Below are 18,870 nucleotides of genomic sequence, written 5' to 3'. Positions count from 1 at the left end.
TTTATATTTTTTATGTAATAATATTTTTATAAAATAATATTAAAACTATAAAATTTAATTAAATTAAAAAGGTTTAAAATGGCTAGTAAAAGAGGTATTAATAAAGTTATTATAATTGGTTTTTTAGGTAAAGACCCAGAAATACGTTATATGCCTAATGGAAATCCTGTTGTTAATATTATAGTTGCTACTTCAAATAATTGGAAAGATAAAAATACTGGAGAAAATAAAGAAAAAACTGAATGGCATCGAATTGTAATATTCGGAAAATTAGCAGAAATTTCAAATGAATATTTAAAAAAAGGATCTCAAGTTTATATTGAAGGTTCTTTACAAACTAGAAAATGGAAAAACCAAAATGGACAAGATAATTATATAACTGAAATAATTGTAAGTGTAGGTGGGACAATGCAAATGTTAAATAGTGCTCGTCAAAATGATAATAAAATATTAAATAAAGATAAAAATTTCAAAGAAATTAAAAATAATTGGCAAAAAAAAAATATTGTTTCTAACGAAATTATAGAAAAAAATCAAAATAATGAATTATCTATTAGTAAAAATGAAAATCTTCTTGATTTTGAAGATGATATTCCATTTTAATTATGAAAATATTTTTTAAATTTAGAAAAAATTAATTATTAATATTATGCTTTATAATAACATATTACTTTTAAAACTTAAAAAAAAATTTGCAAAAAATTTACCTCCTATTAAAGGTTTTGTAAAAATTTTAAATAAAAAAATTGGATTGTTAGAAACAAAAAAAAATTATATATATAATATATCATGTATTTATTTAAAATTTATAATGGAGGGAGATTATATTTTAGCTGATATAGAAGATCATGATAATTATCCATTACAAGTTATACCTATTAAATTATTAAAATCTAATATTAATATTTTTAAAGGAATAATAAAAAAAAAAAAAAATGTTATTTATATAATTCCTGAAAAAAAAATTTTATATAAAAATATAATAAAATGTGAAATAAAAAAAAATATAAAAAATAATTTTAAGAATGGAGATAAAGTAATTGCAAAAATTATTAATCATCCTTTAGAAAAAAGGAATGATATATTTTTAGCAGAAATAACAGAATTATCAACTATAGATAATAAATATTTAATGCCATGGTGGACAATATTATTAAAATATAATCTTGCAATTAGTTCTCCTAGTAATGATTTATGTAAAAAAATAAAACTTTTAGATAAAAATGTTTATAGAAAGGATTTAACTAAATTATGTTTTATTACAATAGATAATAAAGATACTAAAGATATAGATGATGCATTATATATAGAAAGTATATCTGAAAAAAAATTATTAATTTATGTAGCTATTGCAGATCCTACAGCTTATATTAAAAAAGATAGTAAAATAGATCACATAGCTTCACAAAGAATGTTTACAAACTATTTACCAGGATTAACCATTCCTTTATTACCAAAAATTTTATCTGAAAATTTTTGTTCTTTACATCCTAATAAAGAAAGACCAGTTTTAATTTGTAAAATGATAGTTCATAAAAATGGATTTTTAGATAAAAAAATAATTTTTTTTACAGGTTGGATAAAATCACATGCAAAATTAAATTATAATGATGTTTCAGATTGGTTAGAAAAAATAGGTAGTTGGAAACCAGATAATGATAAAGTTAAAGAACAAATTATTTTTTTATATAAGTTTTATTTATATCGTAAAAAATGGAATTATCAAAATATTGTAAATTTTAATAATATAGATTATAAATTTATTTTTGGTGATAAAAAACGTATATTAGATATAATAATAGAAAAAAAAAGAATAGCACATAAAATAATTGAAACTGCTATGATAACTGCTAATATATGTGCATCTGAAATATTATATAAAAAATTAGGTTTCGGGATATATAATATATATTATGGATTTAATATTAATAAAATTAATAAAATAATAAAAATATTAAATGAATATAATATAAAATATGATAAATCATTTTTAATAACTTTAAAAGGATATAAAACTATATATGACAAATTACATAATTTAAAATTACCACTTGTATTAAATAGAATAAAAAAATATCAATTAATTACATTATTTAATATAAAACCAGGTCCTCATTTTTCTTTAGGTGTAAAAAGATATGCTACTTGGACATCTCCTATTCGTAAATTTGGAGATATGATTAATCATAGATTAATTAAATCAATTATAAGTAAAACATATAATAATATAGAAAAACCTGTAGATAATATATCTATTAATATGAATCAAAAACGTTTTTTATATAAAAAAGCACAAAAAGATTTATCTCATTTTTTATATTTACAATATTTTAAAAATATTTCTATTCGTAATAAAATTTTTATATCTGAAATTATTGATATCTTATATAATGGTATAAAAATAAGATTAGTTGAAAATGGTGCATATGCTTTTGTTCCTAAAAAATTTTTATGTAAAAATTTTAATATTAATAAGGAAAAAGGTATTATTTTTAATAAAAATAAATTATTATTTAAAATTACTGATAAAGTAAAAGTACTGATAAAAGAATTAAATATTGACGGTATTATTGCTAAAATAATTTATTAAAAATAATTTATATTAGGTAAAGTTTATATGACAGTTAAAGGACATATAATATTTACAATAGCAAGTAGTATTTTAATACAACATTTTATTTTTTCTAATATTATGAATCATGATGATTGGTGGCGTATTATTCCTGTTTCAATTTCTACATGTCTTTTACCAGATATAGATAATCCAAAATCTATTTTAGGCCGTAAAATTAAAATTTTATCATATTTAATTAATAAAATATTTGGACACAGAGGTTTTACACATAGTTTATTATCTATTTTAAGTTTTGGATACATAATTTTTTCTATTAATATTAAATTGAATAATATTTTTGATGTTAGATTAGGTTTAATTATAGGTTACTGTAGTCATATTATTGCAGATATTTTAACCCCATCAGGGGTACCTTTACTATGGCCTTATAAAAAAAAATTTAGATTACCACTTATTACAAAAAAACTTCTTAATGAAGATATTTTTTGTTATTTATATTTAATATTTTCTTTATATTTATTGTATCCTATTTGTAATAATATTATAATAAAACTCTTTTATCAATATATTTAAAAATGTTAATTAAATTTTAAATTTATATTTAAATATATAAAAATGTAATAATAAAATAATATGTCATTAAAAAAAAAAATATTAGTTACATGTGCTTTACCTTATGCTAATGGTAGCATTCATCTAGGTCATATGTTAGAGCATATACAAGCAGATATCTGGGTTAGATACCATCGTATGATAGGTAATGAAATATATTTTATTTGTGCTGATGACGCACATGGTACTCCTGTTATGTTAAAAGCTTTACAGTTAAAAATAAATCCAGAAGATATGATAAATAAAATATATTATGAACATATTACAGATTTAAAAAATTTTAACATTAGTTATGATAATTATTATACTACACACAGTCATGAAAATTTTTTTTTTTCTAAATTAATTTTTAATCGTTTAAAAAAACAAAAGTTTATTAAAAAAAAAATTATTCAACAATTATATGATATTTCTCATAATATATTTTTACCTGATAGATTTGTAAAAGGAATATGTCCTAATTGTAAATCTATAAACCAATATGGTGATCATTGTGAATGTTGTGGATCAACTTATTCGTCTATTGATTTAATTACCCCAATTTCAATTTTATCTAATACAACTCCTATATTATGTAATTCTGAACATTTTTTTTTTGATTTACCTAAATTTAAAAATTTTTTAAAAAATTGGATTACTTCTGGTGTTTTAAATCATAAGATAAAAAATAAGATACAAGAATGGTTTATTTTAGGTTTAAAGAAATGGGATATTACTAGAGATGGCCCATATTTTGGTTTTAAAATACCTAAATATATGAATAAATATTTTTATGTATGGTTAGATGCACCTATAGGTTATATAAGTACTTTTAAAAATTTATGTGATAAGAAAAAAATAAATTTTTATGAATGGTGGAAAAGAAATTCTAGTAAAGAATTATACCATTTTATAGGTAAAGATATTATTTATTTTCATAGTTTATTTTGGCCAGCAATATTAGAAGGAAGTAATTTTCGAAAACCTACGAAATTATTTGTTCATGGTCATGTAACATTAAATGGATTTAAAATGTCTAAATCTAAGGGTAATTTTATTACTGCAAAAAAATGGTTAAATTTTTTAGATTCTGATAGTTTACGTTATTATTATGCTTCTAAAATATCATCTGATATTAATGATATTGATTTTAATCTTTCTGATTTTGTTTATAAAATAAATGGAGATATTGTAAATAAAATTGTTAATTTAGCTTCAAGAAACTCATACTTTATTAATAATTATTTTAATGATAATTTATCTAAAAATATTGATATGCTTTTATATTTAAAATTTGTTAAAAAATCAGAAATTATTCATGAATATTTTATTCAAGGAAAATTTAGTCATGTTATTAAACAAATTGTAATTTTATCAGATATAGCTAATTGTTATATTGATAAATATAAACCATGGTTATTAATTAAAAATAATTTAAAAAAAAAAGAAGTTCAAAGTATTTGTTCTATGGGTATTAATATGTTTCGTGTAATAATGATATATATAAAACCTATTATGCCAATTTTATCTTATAAAACTGAATTATTTTTAAAAAATAAATTATGTATTAATAAAATTAAAATACCTTTAATAAATAAAAAAATTAATAAATTTAAGCCATTATTTTTTAGAATAAATATAAATAATTTAAATAAATTAATAGAAAAATAAATATAAATTTATTATTTTTTTATATTTAGAATTATAAAAAATTTATTTTAAAATTCTAGGAACTCTTTTAGTAACAGAACACATTAATTCATATCCAATAGTATTGGAAGATTTAGCAATATCATCTATTTTTATGTTTTTTCCCCATAATTCTACTGAACTTCCTATTTTTGCTTCAGGTATATTAGTTAAATCTATTGCAATCATATCCATAGATACATTACCTAAAATTAATGTTTTAATACCTTTAATTAAAACATATGTTTTATTATTAATATTTCTAGGAAAACCATCTGCATATCCACATGCGACAATTCCAATTATATATTTTTTATTTGTATAATATTGACAATCATATCCTATTGTTTCTCTAGAAGAAATTTTTTGGATAGATATTATTTTACTTTTGAATGTCATTACTGGTTGTATTTTTTTTTTAGCAATATCTTGCCAATTACCAGTTGGAGAAGCTCCGTATAAAATAATTCCAGTTCTTATCCAATCATAATGACTATATGAATGCCATAATGTTGCAGCAGAATTAGCAAATGAACATGAAAAATTACGATAATTAATAATATTTTTTTGAATATTATTAATTTGTTTTCTAATAAAATTAGAATTTTTTGATGCATCAGCAAAATGAGTCATTAAAGTAATTTCATAAACATTAATTTGATTTTTAATAATATTTATTATGTTAGTAATATCTTTTACTGGAAATCCTAATCTATTCATTCCACTGTTAATTTTAATATATATATTAATAGGATATTTTGATTTATATTTAATTAAATTATTCAGTTGCCATTTATTATGTAAAGTAATGGTTAAAAAATATTTATAAATTAAACATAATTCTTCTTTATTAAAAAAACCTTCTAATAAAAGAATTGGTTTTTTACAACCATTTTCTCTTAAAATAATAGCTTCATCTAATGTTAAAATAGCAAAACCATCACTATTCTTAAGAATTGGAAAAATATTTTTTATACCATGACCATAAGCATCTGCTTTTAATACTGACCAAATTTTAGATTTAGATGCAATTTTTTTTATTATTTTTAGATTATTTTTTAATGCATTAGTATGAATAATAGCACAAATTGGTCTTACCATATATTATCCTCTTTGTTAAAATATAATTTTAATTTTTTATATAAATATTAATTATAATAAAAAAATATTTTATTTATATATTTTATATATATAATTTTTTAAAAAATATAAAATATTATTTAATTTTATATTTTATAGATAAATAAATATTTAACTTAAAAGAAGTTTATTATATAATTAATATTCACACTATAATATTTTTTAGGAGGGATCTTAATAATGATTACTAGTAAATTTGGTATTGGTCAACAAGTAAGACATAAATTATTAGGTTTTTTAGGAGTTATAGTTGATGTTGATCCTGAATATTCTTTACGTGATCCTAAAGTTGATGAAGTTGCCGAAAGTATAACATTACGTAGTAAACCATGGTATCATGTAGTAATGGAAGATGATAATGGGCAACCGATACATACTTATTTAGCAGAAGCACAATTATCTGGAGAACCATTAGATAATGAACATCCAGAAAATTCTTCATTAGATGAGTTATCAGCTGCAATTAAAAAACAATTAATAACTCCTCGATTAAGAAATTAATATAAGCGGTAAAATATATTTATCCGCTTATTATTTTTTGATAATAATTTTTACAGTTAAATATTAAATTTAATGAAATTTAATGCATCATTAATATGATGTATAATTTTTTCTTTCCCCATTAAATATATTATATTATTAATAGGAGGAGTATTTTCTAATCCAGTAATAGCTAAACGTAATGTCATAGCAGCTGTTTTATATGTAATATTTAATTTAAGTAATATTTTTTTAAAAAGATCATTTATATGGTCTAAAGACCATATTTTTGTGTTAATTAAATTTTTTTTAAATATTTCTAGTATTACTTTATTTTTTATATTTAAATAATTTTTAATTAAAAGATTATTATTGTAATCTGGTTTTTTATAAAAAATTAAACATAAGTTATTTATTTCATTTAATGTATTACATCTTTTATAAAATATTTTATATAAATCATTTAATTTAGGTCCATTATTAATATTTATATTATTTTTATTACAGAATTTTTTTAAATAGTTAATCATATTACTTTTTGATAATTGACTTAAATAATATTTATTTAACCAATTTAATTTTTTTATATTTAAAATACTAGATGATTTACTTAAATTTTTTAAATTAAATAATTTTTTCATTTCTTCTAATGAAAAAATTTCTTTATCCTTATAAGACCATCCTAAACGTAAAATATAATTTAATAAAGCAATTGGTAAATAACCATTTTCTTTGTATTTTAATATACTTAAATTATTATTTCTTTTAGAAATTTTTTTACCTAATTTATCTGTAATAATAGAAACATGTGTATATATAGGGATATTTGCTCCAATAGCATTAATAATATGTATTTGTTTAGGAGTATTATTAATATGATCTTCTCCTCTAATTACATGAGTAATTTTCATATCCCAATCATCTATTACTACACAAAAATTATAAGTAGGAACTCCATCTGTTCTTTTAATAATAAAATCATCTAATTCATTATTATCAAATAATATTTTTCCCCTAAGGGTATCTGTAAATGTAATATATTTATTTTTTGGAATTTTTAATCTTATTGTATAAGGTAAATTAGTATTACTTAGTAACTTATTATTACGACATTTACCATTATATTTAATTTTTTCTTTATTAATAATTTGTTTTTGTTTATTTTGTTCTAATTCTTCTTTAGAACAATAACATTTATAAGCTTTTCCTTGATATAACATAGTATTTATAATATTATTATATCTATTTAATCTTTCACTTTGAAAATAAGGTCCTTTATCCCAATCAATATTTAACCATTGTAAAGTATCAATAATATTTTTAATAAAAATTTTTTTTGATCTTTGAAAATCAGTATTTTCAATTCTTAATATAAAACTACCTTTATTTTTTCTAGCAAATAACCATGAATATAAAGCAGTACGAATATTACCTATATGTAGGTATCCAGTTGGACTTGGTGCAAATCTAGTTATTATTTTCATAGTATATATGTAAAATTTTTTATGTAAACTAATATTATTAGTATATAATATAAATTATTTTATTTTTATTTTAAATATTTTTAATAAAGATGTTGACATTTTAGTATTAAAAAATATAGCATATAAGAATTATATTTTGGGTGATTAGCTCAGTTGGTAGAGTACCTCCCTTACAAGGAGGGGGTCGTAGGTTCAAATCCTGCATCACCCATAAAGAATTATATATAATTTTATAAATAGATCAGGGTCGTTAGCTCAGTTGGTAGAGCAGTTGACTTTTAATCAATTGGTCGCAGGTTCAAATCCTGCACGACCCATCATAATAGTAATTTTTTATTTATATAAAATAAAAATTATACTTATAAAGTAAATATAATTTTATAAAAAATATTATATAAAAATTTTTTATTGTGAATAATAATTCTGATTATTATTTATTAAAAACTATTAATAATATATACAATAAAACTTGGATATACTTTTATTTTTTATTTTTACAATTTCTAATTTACTCAATTCTTTTAAAAATTAAATAAATAAATCAATAAATTTATCTAAAGATAGTTTTTTTATATTTATTTTAATTATTTATTTAAATTTAATTGTATATTTAAAAAATAATAAATTTATTATTTTATTAATAAAATTATTATTTTAATATTTTGCGCTCTACAGGATTCGAACCTGTGACAAATAGCTTAGAAGGCTATTGCTCTATCCTACTGAGCTAAGAGCGCAAAGTTATTATAAGTAATAATATCATTATTATTATATATATTCAAATTAATTAAATTAATTAAATTAATTTTTAGTTTTGTTATAAAATGAGTGATATAAATGAATGCTAAAATTATTAATGGACATATGATTGCTGAAAAAATATATGTTCAAATTTATCAAAAAATGAAATATATTTTATCAAAAAAAAAAAGAAAACCTGGTTTAGGAATAATTTTAATAGGAAATAATTTTTCATCAAAAATTTATATAAAAAATAAATTAAAAATTTGTAAAAAATTAGGTTTTTTTTATTTTAAATATAATTTATCTAATAATATTAGTGAAAATAAAATAATTAATATTATTAATTCTTTAAATAAGAATAAATATATTGATGGAATTTTAGTTCAATTACCATTACCTAAAAAAATTCAGATAATAAAAATATTGGAAAAAATACACCCATCAAAAGATGTAGATGGTTTTCATCCCTATAATATAGGGCGTTTGTGTCAAAGAGTACCTTTATTACGTCCTTGTACTTCTTTTGGTATATTAAAATTATTAAAATATTATGGTATTAATACTTATGGTCTTAATGCTGTAATTGTAGGAGCTTCCAATATAGTTGGACGCCCTATGGCTATGGAATTATTATTAAATGGATGTACAATTACTATTACTCATCGTTTTACAAAAAATTTACAACACTATATAAAATATGCCGATTTATTAATAGTAGCAGTTGGAAAACCAAATTTCATACCGGGTAATTGGATTAAAAAAGGTGCTATTGTAATTGATGTTGGTATTAATAGAATTCATAAAAATAAAATTGTAGGTGATGTTGATTTTCATTTAGCAAAAAAAAGAGCCTCTTATATTACTCCTGTACCTGGTGGGGTAGGTCCGATTACAGTAGCTACTTTAATGCAAAATATTTTATATGCTTATGAAAAGCATGATGTTTCCTAAAAAAAAGGAACATCATGCCTAACACTTCTAAAGTTAATTTGTAAGCCGGATTCTGTCTAGAACAATCATTTATCTAGAATAATAATCACTTATTATTTCAAGCAGCTCACCCAGATTCATAGTACGGGTTATACGAATCTTATTTAGCCTTGCTCCTGGTGGAGTTTACATAGACATATATTATTACTAATATACCGGTATGCTTTTACCATACCTTTTCACCCTTACTATTTTTTATTTAAAATAGCGGTATTTTTTCTGTTGCACTATTCGTAAGTTTAACACTTCCCAGTAATTATCTGGCACCATACCCTATGGAGTCCGGACTTTCCTCTTTTATATTAATTAAATTATAAAAGCGATTGTTTTAATTAACTTTAAAATTATTATTTTATACTATAAAAATAATAATTAATATTTTTTTTTTATATAAAATTTATATAATAAATTTTTCTTAATAGAAAAAATATCAGAAGTTATTTTTATAGCTTTTTTTGTTGATAATTCTTTTTTTAAATTTAAAAATATTTTAATTATTTTAGGAGATATTTCATAATTATTTTTATAAAGAGATGGTTTATATCCGCTAACAATGAGTACTATTTCGCCTTTTAATCTATTTAAATCTAATTTAACCCATTTTATTAAATTAGATATATTATTACCATATATATTTTCCCATTTTTTTGTTAGTTCTTTAACAAGTACTACATATCTATCTTTTCCAAATATTATTTTTATATCATATAAACATTTTAATAATCTATGTGTTGATTCATAAAAAATTAATGTTCTATTTTCTAATTTTAATTCATTTAATCGTCGAATTCTTTTATTTTTTTTATGTGATAAAAATCCCTCATAACAAAATCTATTTGTTGGTAAACCTGATATAGATAAAGCTAAAATAGCAGCACAAGGTCCAGGAATAGGTATAATGTTTATGTCCACATATTTTTTACGACATAATTCAATAATTCTATATCCAGGATCATTAATTAATGGTGTTCCTGAATCAGAAACTAATGCAATATTGTTTCCTTGTCTTATTTTTTTTAAAATAAAATTTGTTTTTTTTTTTTCATTATAATCATAATATGAATATAATTTTTTTTTTATATTAAAATATTTTAATAATATTCCGGTTTTTCTAGTATCTTCGGCTAATATATAATCTACTTTATTTAAAGTTATTAAAGCTCTTTTACTTATATCATTATAATTACCTATTGGTGTAGCTATAATATATAAATTACCTAATTTAAAATTATTGTTTTTCATATTTTTAATGATTAATTATTTAAAATATTTACTTTAATTATATTATAAAATATAATAATATATGTATTATATAAATTATATATGTAATGGAGGAATGGCCGAGAGGTTGAAGGCACCGGTCTTGAAAACCGGAAATAGGAAACTATTCGAGAGTTCGAATCTCTCTTCCTCCTATTTAAAAGATTTTAATTATTAAAATATATTTTATTTTAAAAAAATTATAAAAAATGTATTCATATAAAAAAAAATATAATTTGTGGAATAAAAAAATAGCAATTAAAATTGCTTACTCGGAAAATATTATTTTAACAGAAAAACATTGGAAAGTAATATATACATTACGTTTTTTATATTTAGAATATAATGTATATCCTAATTTACGTATATTAATTAATACTTTAAAAAAGCGATATTATAATATTTATTGGGATAGTATTATTCTTTTTAATTTATTTCCTAAAGGAACTATAAAACAAGCTTCAAATATTGCTGGTTTACCAAAAAATAATATATGTTTATAAATAATAAATAATAAATAATAAATATATAATATTTTTCTTAATCTATTTTAAAAACATTATCTTTTAATAAAGATAATGTTTTTCTTTATGAAAAAAAATATTTTTGACATTTATAATAAAATTTGTCCATAGAATAATAAATAACTATCCATATAAAACTATTTAAAATACCTTGCAAAAATAATTCTCGATAATGAAAATTTATATCATTTATATAATAAATTATTATATTGATAATAAATGATGTATAAATTATAAATAATAATTTAAATATTATATTTAAATTTATTATCGATTTATAATTATATAATAAAAAGTATGTTAATATACATAATAATAAACTGTGTATTCCTAATATATAATTAGTAAAAAAATCTATTATTAATCCTATTAAAAAACTAGTAATAATGTTAATTATATATGGATATTTTATAATCCAATAAATTAAAATTAATGTTAACCATGGTATGTGTAATATAATATTATTATTTTTGATAAATAAAGTTTGCAAAAATAACGATATTATAAAAGTTAAATAAATAAATAATCTTAAAAAATAATTTTTCATATTTTATTTTGAATTTATTAGTAATACTAAATATTTTATTTGTTCTATTTGTATAAATGGTTTTACATAAACTATGTTAAAATTTTTTTTTTTATCAAAAAATATATTAGTTATAATACCTACTGGATATCCTATAGGATATTGTTCATCTAATCCAGATGTAATTAATATATCTCCTTTATTAATATTAATGTCTGTAGATATATATTCTGATTGTAAATTTTTTGTACATCCATTTCCATTAATTATAAATTTAGTATCACTATTTTTGATTTGTACTGGTAAAGAAATTTTTTTATTACAAATTAATAAAACTTGACTACTTTTTTTTTTACTTATTATTACTTGTCCAACAATACCTTTATCATTAAGAACTATTGTTCCTGGAACTATATTATCTTTTAATCCTTTATTAATAAATATTAAATCTTTGTTTATAGGAAATAACATAGGTATTATTTCAGCCAAAATAATTTTTCTTTTTTTTAAAATAGGTAATTGTAAAATATTTCTTAAATTGTTATTATCATGTTTTATTTTTTGTAAATTATATAATTCAATATTTTGTTTTAATATTTTATTAAATAAATATTTATTATTTTTTTTTAATGAATTATATTCAATAAAATAGTTTAATGTATTTTCCCATATAGAAAAAGGTTTATTTAAAACAAAATAAATTGGACTAATTTTATTATTAATATAATACCTTAATTCTAAAAAATAATTTGAATATATATCTGTAATAATAATTACAAAAGAAATTATTATAGTAATAATTATTCTTAATTTAAAAATAGGTTTTTTGTTAAAAATTAATTTCATAAATATATCATCTTAAATTTATAATAATTTTATTCTTCGCTAAATAAATCACCTCCATGTATATCAATCATATCTAAAGCTTTCCCTCCTCCTCTTGCTACACAGGTTAATGGGTCTTCAGCAATAGATACTGGTATACCTGTTTCTTCTATTAATAATTTATCAAAATTTTTTAATAAAGCTCCTCCCCCCGTTAATATCATACCTCTTTCTGCTATATCTGCAGCTAATTCTGGAGGACATTGTTCTAATGCAATCATTACCGCACTAACTATACCTGTTAAAGGTTCTTGAAGAGCTTCTAAAATTTCATTTGAGTTCAATGTAAATCCTCTTGGGACTCCTTCTGCTAAATTTCTTCCTCTTACCTCCATTTCTAATAGTTCTTCATTACTATATGCTGATCCTATTCTATGTTTAATCCTTTCAGCTGTAGCTTCTCCAATTAAAGAACCATAATTACGTCTTACATGGTTAATTATAGCTTCATCAAATCTATCTCCTCCTATTCTAACAGAAGAAGAGTATACTACTCCATTTAATGATATAACAGCAACTTCAGTAGTTCCTCCACCTATATCTATAACCATAGAACCTGTTGCTTCTGAAACAGGTAAACCAGCTCCAATTGCTGCTGCCATAGGTTCTTCTATTAAAAAAACTTCTCTAGCTCCCGCTCCTTGTGCTGATTCACGTATTGCTCTTCTTTCAACTTGAGTAGCACCTACAGGTACACATACTAATACTCTTGGACTAGGTCTCATAAAACTATTACTATGAACTTGTTTTATAAAATGTTGTAACATTTTTTCTGTAATAAAAAAATCTGCTATAACTCCATCTTTCATAGGTCTAATAGCAGAAATATTTCCTGGTGTTCTTCCTAACATTTGTTTAGCATTATATCCAACTGCAGCTACACTTTTAGGAAAACCTGCTTTATCTTGTCTAATAGCTACAACAGAAGGTTCATTTAAAACAATTCCTTGTCCTTTAACATAAATTAAAGTATTTGCTGTTCCTAAATCTATAGATAAATCATTAGAAAACATTCCCCGAAATTTTTTTAACATGATAAAAAAACCCGATTTTATATTTTATAGTTATTTTAATCAAATGCAATTTATTATATTAATAAATAATAACATTATATTTATAATAAATAAATTATTTATTATAAATAAATTTTCTAAAAAAATTTATTTACTTTATATTTAAAAAGTATATTAATATATATAAATAAAAAAATATATTTAACTATTAAAAATAATAAAATAATGAAAAATAAAAATTATCATATTTTAGTTTTAAATGGTCCTAATTTAAATCTTTTAGGAGTTAGAGAACCACAAAAATATGGAAACAAATCTTTGAAAAATATTATAAAAATTTTATTTAAAAAAGCTCAACAAAAAAATTGTAAATTAAGTCATTTCCAATCTAATGCAGAACATGAACTAATTAATTATTTAATCAAATATAAAAATAAATTTAATTATATTATTTTAAATCCTGCTGCTTTTACTCATACTAGTATTGCTTTACGTGATACTTTATTAGCAATAAATATTCCTTTTATAGAAATACATATTACAAATATATATAAAAGAGAAATCTTCAGAAAAAAATCTTTTTTTTCAGATATTTCTAATGGAGTTATTTTAGGATTAGGAACTTATGGTTATATTTTAGCATTAAAAATAATTTTCAAAAGATTATCTTGTTAAAAATTAATTTTGAAAAAATTATTTTATTATATATTATTTTTTTTGAAAAAAATATAAGGATTTACTTCACCATGACTATCTATAATTTTTACTTCTGGTTCTAACCAAACTCCAAATTTTTTTCCAACTTTATAATATATTTTAATAGCTAACTCTAATATATCTATTCCTGATGAATTATTAAATCTATTTAAAAGAATTAAAGATTGTTTAGAATATACCATTGCACCATTACTACTTATATATCCTTTAAATTTACATTTATCAATTAACCATCCTGCAGATAACTTAAATTTCTTTTTCTCTAAAGAAAAAGGCATATCAGAAAATATTTTTAATAATTTTGTTCCTAATATAGGAGATATAATTGGATTTTTAAAAAAACTTCCTGCATTCCCATAAATTTTTGGATAAGGAATTTTTTTTTTTCTAATATTACAAATATAATTAAAAATTTTCTGAGGAGTAATATTATATTTTAATTTTTTTAAATCATTATATTTTAAATTTGGAATCCATTTTTTAGATAAAGACAATCCTATAGAAATAATTACATAATTTTTATAATTATATTTAAATATACTATCTCTATATTTAAAATTACATTTTTTTTTATTAATTCTTTTTATTTTTTTATTAATAGGATTAATAATATCTACATATTCACAAAAGTTTTGGATGCTAGAACCATAAGCACCAATATTTTGAATAGGTGCTGAACCAACACGTCCAGGTATTAGTGCTAAATTTTCTAAACCATAAATTTTATGTTTAATTGTAAACTTTACTAAATCATGCCATTTTTCTCCAGAATTTACATGTAAATTCCAATATTTTTTAGATTCACTTATATAAATACCTTTAATTCTATTAATAATAACTAAACCATAAAAATTTTTTAAAAATAAAATATTACTCCCATCACCTAAAATTAAACAAGGAAAATTTTGTTTTTTATATTTTTTCCATAAATTACATAATTTTTCCAAATCCTTAATTTTTACAATTTTAATAGCATTAATATTTATATTAAAAGTATTAAATTTTTTTAGTGAGTATTTGCAATAAATCATTTTTTTATATATTATTTATTTTTTTTTAGTTATCCTGGTATTTACCTACTCTTACATGGGGTAAACCCCATACTACCATCGGCACAACAACGTTTCACTTCTGAGTTCGGAATGGATTCAGGTGGTACCATTGCGTTATTTATACCAGGATAATTTTATTAAACTGTAAAATAATTTAATTAATAATTAAATCTAAACGATTCTGGTGTTGTAAGGTTAAGACTCACGGGTGTTTATTAGTACTGGTTAGCTTAATATATTACTATACTTACACATCCAGCCTATCAACGTCATAGTCTTTAACGTCCCTTAAGGAATTTTTGTAAATAATTAACAAAAATTCAGGGAAGATTAATCTTAAGACAAGTTTCGCGCTTATATGCTTTCAGCGCTTATCTTTTCCGTATTTAGCTACCGGGCAATGCTATTGGCATAACAACCCGAACACCAGAGATACGTTCACTCCGGTCCTCTCGTACTAGGAGCAAATTCTTTCAATCTTCCAACGCCCACGGCAGATAGGGACCGAACTGTCTCACGACGTTCTAAACCCAGCTCGCGTACCACTTTAAATGGCGAACAGCCATACCCTTGGGACCTACTACAGCCCCAGGATGTGATGAGCCGACATCGAGGTGCCAAACACCGCCGTCGATATGAACTCTTGGGCGGTATTAGCCTGTTATCCCCGGAGTACCTTTTATCCGTTGAGCGATGGCCTTATCATACAGAACCACCGGATCACTAAGACCTGCTTTCGCATCTGTTCGAATTGTCATTCTCACAGTTAAGCCAGCTTTTGCCTTTGTACTAACCTCACGATTTCCGACCGTGATTAGCTGACCTTAGTACTCCTCCGTTACTCTTTAGGAGGAGACCGCCCCAGTCAAACTACCTACCAGACACTGTCTCTAACCCGGATAACGGGTTTAGGTTAGAATAATAAATATCAAAGGGTGGTATTTCAAGATTGGTTCCATATTAACTAGCGTTAACATTTCATTACCTCCCACCTATCCTACACATCAATATTTATTAATCAATATCAAGCTATAGTAAAGGTTCACGGGGTCTTTCCGTCTTGCCGCGGGTACACTGCATCTTCACAGCAATTTCAATTTCACTGAGTCTCAGGTGGAGACAGTCTGACCATCATTACGCCATTCGTGCAGGTCGGAACTTACCCGACAAGGAATTTCGCTACCTTAGGACCGTTATAGTTACGGCCGCCGTTTACCGGGGCTTCGATCAAGAGCTTCTTATTAAAAAATAATAACTCTATTAATTAACCTTCCGGCACCGGGCAGGCGTCACACCGTATACGTCCACTTACGTGTTTGCACAGTGCTGTGTTTTTAATAAACAGTTGCAGCCAGCTATTATCTTAGACTGATTTCAGCTCCAAAAGTAAATTTCTTCACTTACAATCAGTGTGCCTTCTCCCGAAGTTACGGCACTATTTTGCCTAGTTCCTTCACCTGAGTTCTCTCAAGCGCCTTAGTATTCTCTACCTGACTACCTGTGTCGGTTTAGAGTACGATTCAATATTATCTAGAGCTTAGAGGCTTTTCCTGTAAGCATGGTATCAATTACTTAAATACAATAAAGTATCTCGTCATTACGCCTCAATGTTACAACTATTCGGATTTTCCTAAATAATTCATCTAAACGCTTAAACCAAGACTACCATCACTTGGCTAATCTAACCTTCTCCGTCCCCCCTTCGCAATAATAATGAGTACAGGAATATTAACCTGTTGTCCATCGACTACGCTTTTCAGCCTCATCTTAGGTTTCGACTTACCCTACCTCGATTACCGTTGGATAGGAACCCTTAGTCTTTCGGCGAATAGGTTTTTCACCTATTTTATCGTTACTCATGTCAGCATTCGCACTTCTGATCTTTCCAACAAATCTCACAATTTATCTTCAACAATTTACAGAACGCTCCCCTACCCAATAAAAAAATATTATTGTCGCAGCTTCGGTGTATAATTTAGCCCCGTTACATCTTCCGCGCAGGACGACTAGACCAGTGAGCTATTACGCTTTCTTTAAATGATGGCTGCTTCTAAGCCAACATCCTGGCTGTTTATGCCTTCCCACTTCGTTTCCCACTTAATTATAACTTAGGGACCTTAGCTAGCGATCTGGGTTGTTTCCCTCTCCACAACGGACGTTAGCACCCGCTGTGTGTCTCCCGTGATAACATTATTCGGTATTTGAAGTTTGCATCGGATTGGTAAATCTGGAAGATTCCCTAACCGAAACAGAGCTCTACCCCCGAATATGAATTACACGAGGCGCTACCTAAATAGCTTTCGGGGAGAACCAGCTATCTCCCGGTTTGATTGGCCTTTCACCCCTAACCACAAGTCATCCGCTAATTTTTCAACATTAGTCGGTTCGGTCCTCCAGTAAGCATTACCAAACCTTCAACCTGCTCATGGTTAGATCACCGGGTTTCGGGTCTATACCTTGCAACTAAACGCCCTTTTAAGACTCGGTTTCCCTACGGCTTCCTTATTCAGTTAACCTTGCTACAAAATATAACTCGCTGACCCATTATACAAAAGGTACGCAGTCACATTTATAAAAATGCTCCTACTGCTTGTACGTATATGATTTCAGGTTCTATTTCACTCCCCTAACCGGGGTTCTTTTCACCTTTCCCTCACGGTACTAGTTCACTATCGGTCAGTCAGTAGTATTTAGCCTTAGAGGATGATCCCCCTATATTCAAACAAGATTTCACGTGTCTCGTTCTACTCTTCGAGATTATATTTATAATACTTTAATATACGGGACTATCACCCTATATTGTATAACTTTCCAGTTATTTCTATTAGTATAATAAATACAAATATCTCTGGGCTATTTCCTGTTCGCTCGCCACTACTAAGAAAATCTCTATTGATTTCTTTTCCTCAGGATACTTAGATGTTTCAGTTCTCCTGGTTTACCTCGTTATTCTATGAATTCAAATAACGATAATATATTATTAAATATATTAGGTTTCCCCATTCGGATATCATCGATTAATAACGTTTTAAATCAACTTATCGATGCTTTTCGCAGATTAACACGTCCTTCATCGCCTCTGACTGCCAAGGCATCCGTCATATACGCTTATTTACTTAACCTTACAACCCACAATCGTTTAAATAAATTTAATTATTAATATTAAATTTAATTATCTTTTATCTAATTTTTAAAGAACA

The 18,870-nt window shown here is 23.4% G+C and carries 15 protein-coding genes, 4 tRNA genes, 2 rRNA genes and 1 other RNA gene; 11 read left to right on the top strand and 11 right to left on the bottom strand.

Annotated elements, in window-relative coordinates:
* Positions 1-78: 78 nt before the first annotated feature.
* From ssb to metG, 4 genes are read left to right on the top strand one after another with little or no spacing between them, the layout of a single operon-like run.
* Positions 79-603: a single-stranded DNA-binding protein gene (ssb, locus tag GJU02_RS00120; protein ID WP_168919085.1), complete on the top strand. Its 525-nt coding sequence runs from the start codon at positions 79-81 to the stop codon at positions 601-603.
* Between the two features lie 46 nt (positions 604-649).
* A complete protein-coding gene (locus GJU02_RS00115) occupies positions 650-2,590 on the top strand; it encodes an exoribonuclease II (protein WP_168919084.1) in 1,941 nt (646 codons plus the stop codon).
* A 27-nt stretch (positions 2,591-2,617) separates the two neighbouring features.
* Entirely contained in the window at positions 2,618-3,148 is a 531-nt protein-coding gene (locus GJU02_RS00110; protein ID WP_168919083.1) for a metal-dependent hydrolase, read from the top strand.
* A 60-nt stretch (positions 3,149-3,208) separates the two neighbouring features.
* A complete protein-coding gene (gene metG, locus GJU02_RS00105) occupies positions 3,209-4,837 on the top strand; it encodes a methionine--tRNA ligase (RefSeq protein ID WP_168919082.1) in 1,629 nt (542 codons plus the stop codon).
* Positions 4,838-4,879: 42 nt separating this feature from the next.
* Here the strand turns inward: metG and alr are convergent, their stop codons facing one another.
* Entirely contained in the window at positions 4,880-5,956 is a 1,077-nt protein-coding gene (gene alr / locus GJU02_RS00100) for an alanine racemase (RefSeq protein WP_168919081.1), read from the bottom strand.
* A gap of 219 nt (positions 5,957-6,175) precedes the next feature.
* Between alr and hspQ the strand changes: the two genes are divergently transcribed.
* The gene (gene hspQ / locus GJU02_RS00095) at positions 6,176-6,496 is read left to right on the top strand and encodes a heat shock protein HspQ (RefSeq protein WP_168919080.1); all 321 of its coding nucleotides are present in this window, start codon (positions 6,176-6,178) and stop codon (positions 6,494-6,496) included.
* 56 nt (positions 6,497-6,552) lie between these two features.
* On the opposite strand, the gene gltX is transcribed toward hspQ, so the two are convergent.
* Positions 6,553-7,959: a glutamate--tRNA ligase gene (gene gltX, locus GJU02_RS00090; protein ID WP_168919079.1), complete on the bottom strand. Its 1,407-nt coding sequence runs from the start codon at positions 7,957-7,959 to the stop codon at positions 6,553-6,555.
* A gap of 138 nt (positions 7,960-8,097) precedes the next feature.
* Here gltX and GJU02_RS00085 point away from each other — a divergent pair.
* Positions 8,098-8,170 (top strand) — tRNA-Val (locus tag GJU02_RS00085).
* A 33-nt stretch (positions 8,171-8,203) separates the two neighbouring features.
* Positions 8,204-8,276: transfer RNA gene (locus GJU02_RS00080), tRNA-Lys, on the top strand.
* 346 nt (positions 8,277-8,622) lie between these two features.
* Here GJU02_RS00080 and GJU02_RS00075 read toward each other — a convergent pair.
* Positions 8,623-8,696: transfer RNA gene (locus tag GJU02_RS00075), tRNA-Arg, on the bottom strand.
* 100 nt (positions 8,697-8,796) lie between these two features.
* On the opposite strand from GJU02_RS00075, the gene folD reads away from it, so the two are divergent.
* Complete coding sequence (gene folD, locus GJU02_RS00070) at positions 8,797-9,654, top strand: bifunctional methylenetetrahydrofolate dehydrogenase/methenyltetrahydrofolate cyclohydrolase FolD (protein WP_168919078.1); 858 nt, start codon at positions 8,797-8,799, stop codon at positions 9,652-9,654.
* Positions 9,655-9,679: 25 nt separating this feature from the next.
* Here the strand turns inward: folD and rnpB are convergent.
* Together rnpB and rsmI are read right to left on the bottom strand one after the other, a co-directional pair.
* An RNA gene (rnpB, locus tag GJU02_RS00065) (RNase P RNA component class A) lies at positions 9,680-10,033 on the bottom strand.
* Positions 10,034-10,065: 32 nt separating this feature from the next.
* Positions 10,066-10,944 (bottom strand): 16S rRNA (cytidine(1402)-2'-O)-methyltransferase, encoded by an 879-nt coding sequence (gene rsmI, locus GJU02_RS00060; protein ID WP_425482342.1) that lies wholly within the window; start codon positions 10,942-10,944, stop codon positions 10,066-10,068.
* Positions 10,945-11,023: 79 nt separating this feature from the next.
* On the opposite strand from rsmI, the gene GJU02_RS00055 reads away from it, so the two are divergent.
* Both GJU02_RS00055 and GJU02_RS00050 read left to right on the top strand, forming a co-directional pair.
* Positions 11,024-11,108 (top strand) — tRNA-Ser (locus GJU02_RS00055).
* A gap of 54 nt (positions 11,109-11,162) precedes the next feature.
* Positions 11,163-11,456 (top strand): TusE/DsrC/DsvC family sulfur relay protein, encoded by a 294-nt coding sequence (locus tag GJU02_RS00050; RefSeq protein ID WP_168919076.1) that lies wholly within the window; start codon positions 11,163-11,165, stop codon positions 11,454-11,456.
* Positions 11,457-11,541: 85 nt separating this feature from the next.
* On the opposite strand, the gene mreD is transcribed toward GJU02_RS00050, so the two are convergent.
* Genes mreD through GJU02_RS00035 form a run of 3 tightly spaced genes read right to left on the bottom strand, consistent with a single transcriptional unit; the run spans position 11,542 to position 13,922 of the window.
* A complete protein-coding gene (mreD, locus tag GJU02_RS00045; RefSeq protein ID WP_168919075.1) occupies positions 11,542-12,024 on the bottom strand; it encodes a rod shape-determining protein MreD in 483 nt (160 codons plus the stop codon).
* A gap of 3 nt (positions 12,025-12,027) precedes the next feature.
* Complete coding sequence (mreC, locus tag GJU02_RS00040; protein ID WP_168919074.1) at positions 12,028-12,849, bottom strand: rod shape-determining protein MreC; 822 nt, start codon at positions 12,847-12,849, stop codon at positions 12,028-12,030.
* 29 nt (positions 12,850-12,878) lie between these two features.
* Positions 12,879-13,922 carry a rod shape-determining protein gene (locus GJU02_RS00035; RefSeq protein WP_168919073.1) on the bottom strand — a complete coding sequence of 348 codons (1,044 nt, stop codon included), beginning with the start codon at positions 13,920-13,922 and terminating at the stop codon, positions 12,879-12,881.
* A gap of 204 nt (positions 13,923-14,126) precedes the next feature.
* On the opposite strand from GJU02_RS00035, the gene aroQ reads away from it, so the two are divergent.
* On the top strand, positions 14,127-14,576 hold the full coding sequence (gene aroQ / locus GJU02_RS00030; RefSeq protein WP_168919072.1) for a type II 3-dehydroquinate dehydratase: 450 nt from the start codon (positions 14,127-14,129) through the stop codon (positions 14,574-14,576).
* A gap of 26 nt (positions 14,577-14,602) precedes the next feature.
* On the opposite strand, the gene murB is transcribed toward aroQ, so the two are convergent.
* From murB to GJU02_RS00015, 3 genes are all read right to left on the bottom strand, one after another.
* Positions 14,603-15,649, bottom strand: a complete 1,047-nt coding sequence (murB, locus tag GJU02_RS00025) for a UDP-N-acetylmuramate dehydrogenase (RefSeq protein WP_168919071.1) — start codon at positions 15,647-15,649, stop codon at positions 14,603-14,605.
* 32 nt (positions 15,650-15,681) lie between these two features.
* Positions 15,682-15,798, bottom strand: a 5S ribosomal RNA gene (gene rrf, locus GJU02_RS00020).
* 63 nt (positions 15,799-15,861) lie between these two features.
* Positions 15,862-18,792 (bottom strand): 23S ribosomal RNA (locus GJU02_RS00015).
* Between the last annotated feature and the right edge of the window lie 78 nt (positions 18,793-18,870).

The sequence above is a fragment of the Enterobacteriaceae endosymbiont of Donacia thalassina genome (genome assembly GCF_012568245.1).
In the GTDB taxonomy this organism is placed as follows: domain Bacteria; phylum Pseudomonadota; class Gammaproteobacteria; order Enterobacterales; family Enterobacteriaceae.
The sequence above is the reverse complement of the archived record's forward strand: the minus strand, read 5'-3'. Positions and strand labels throughout refer to the sequence as shown.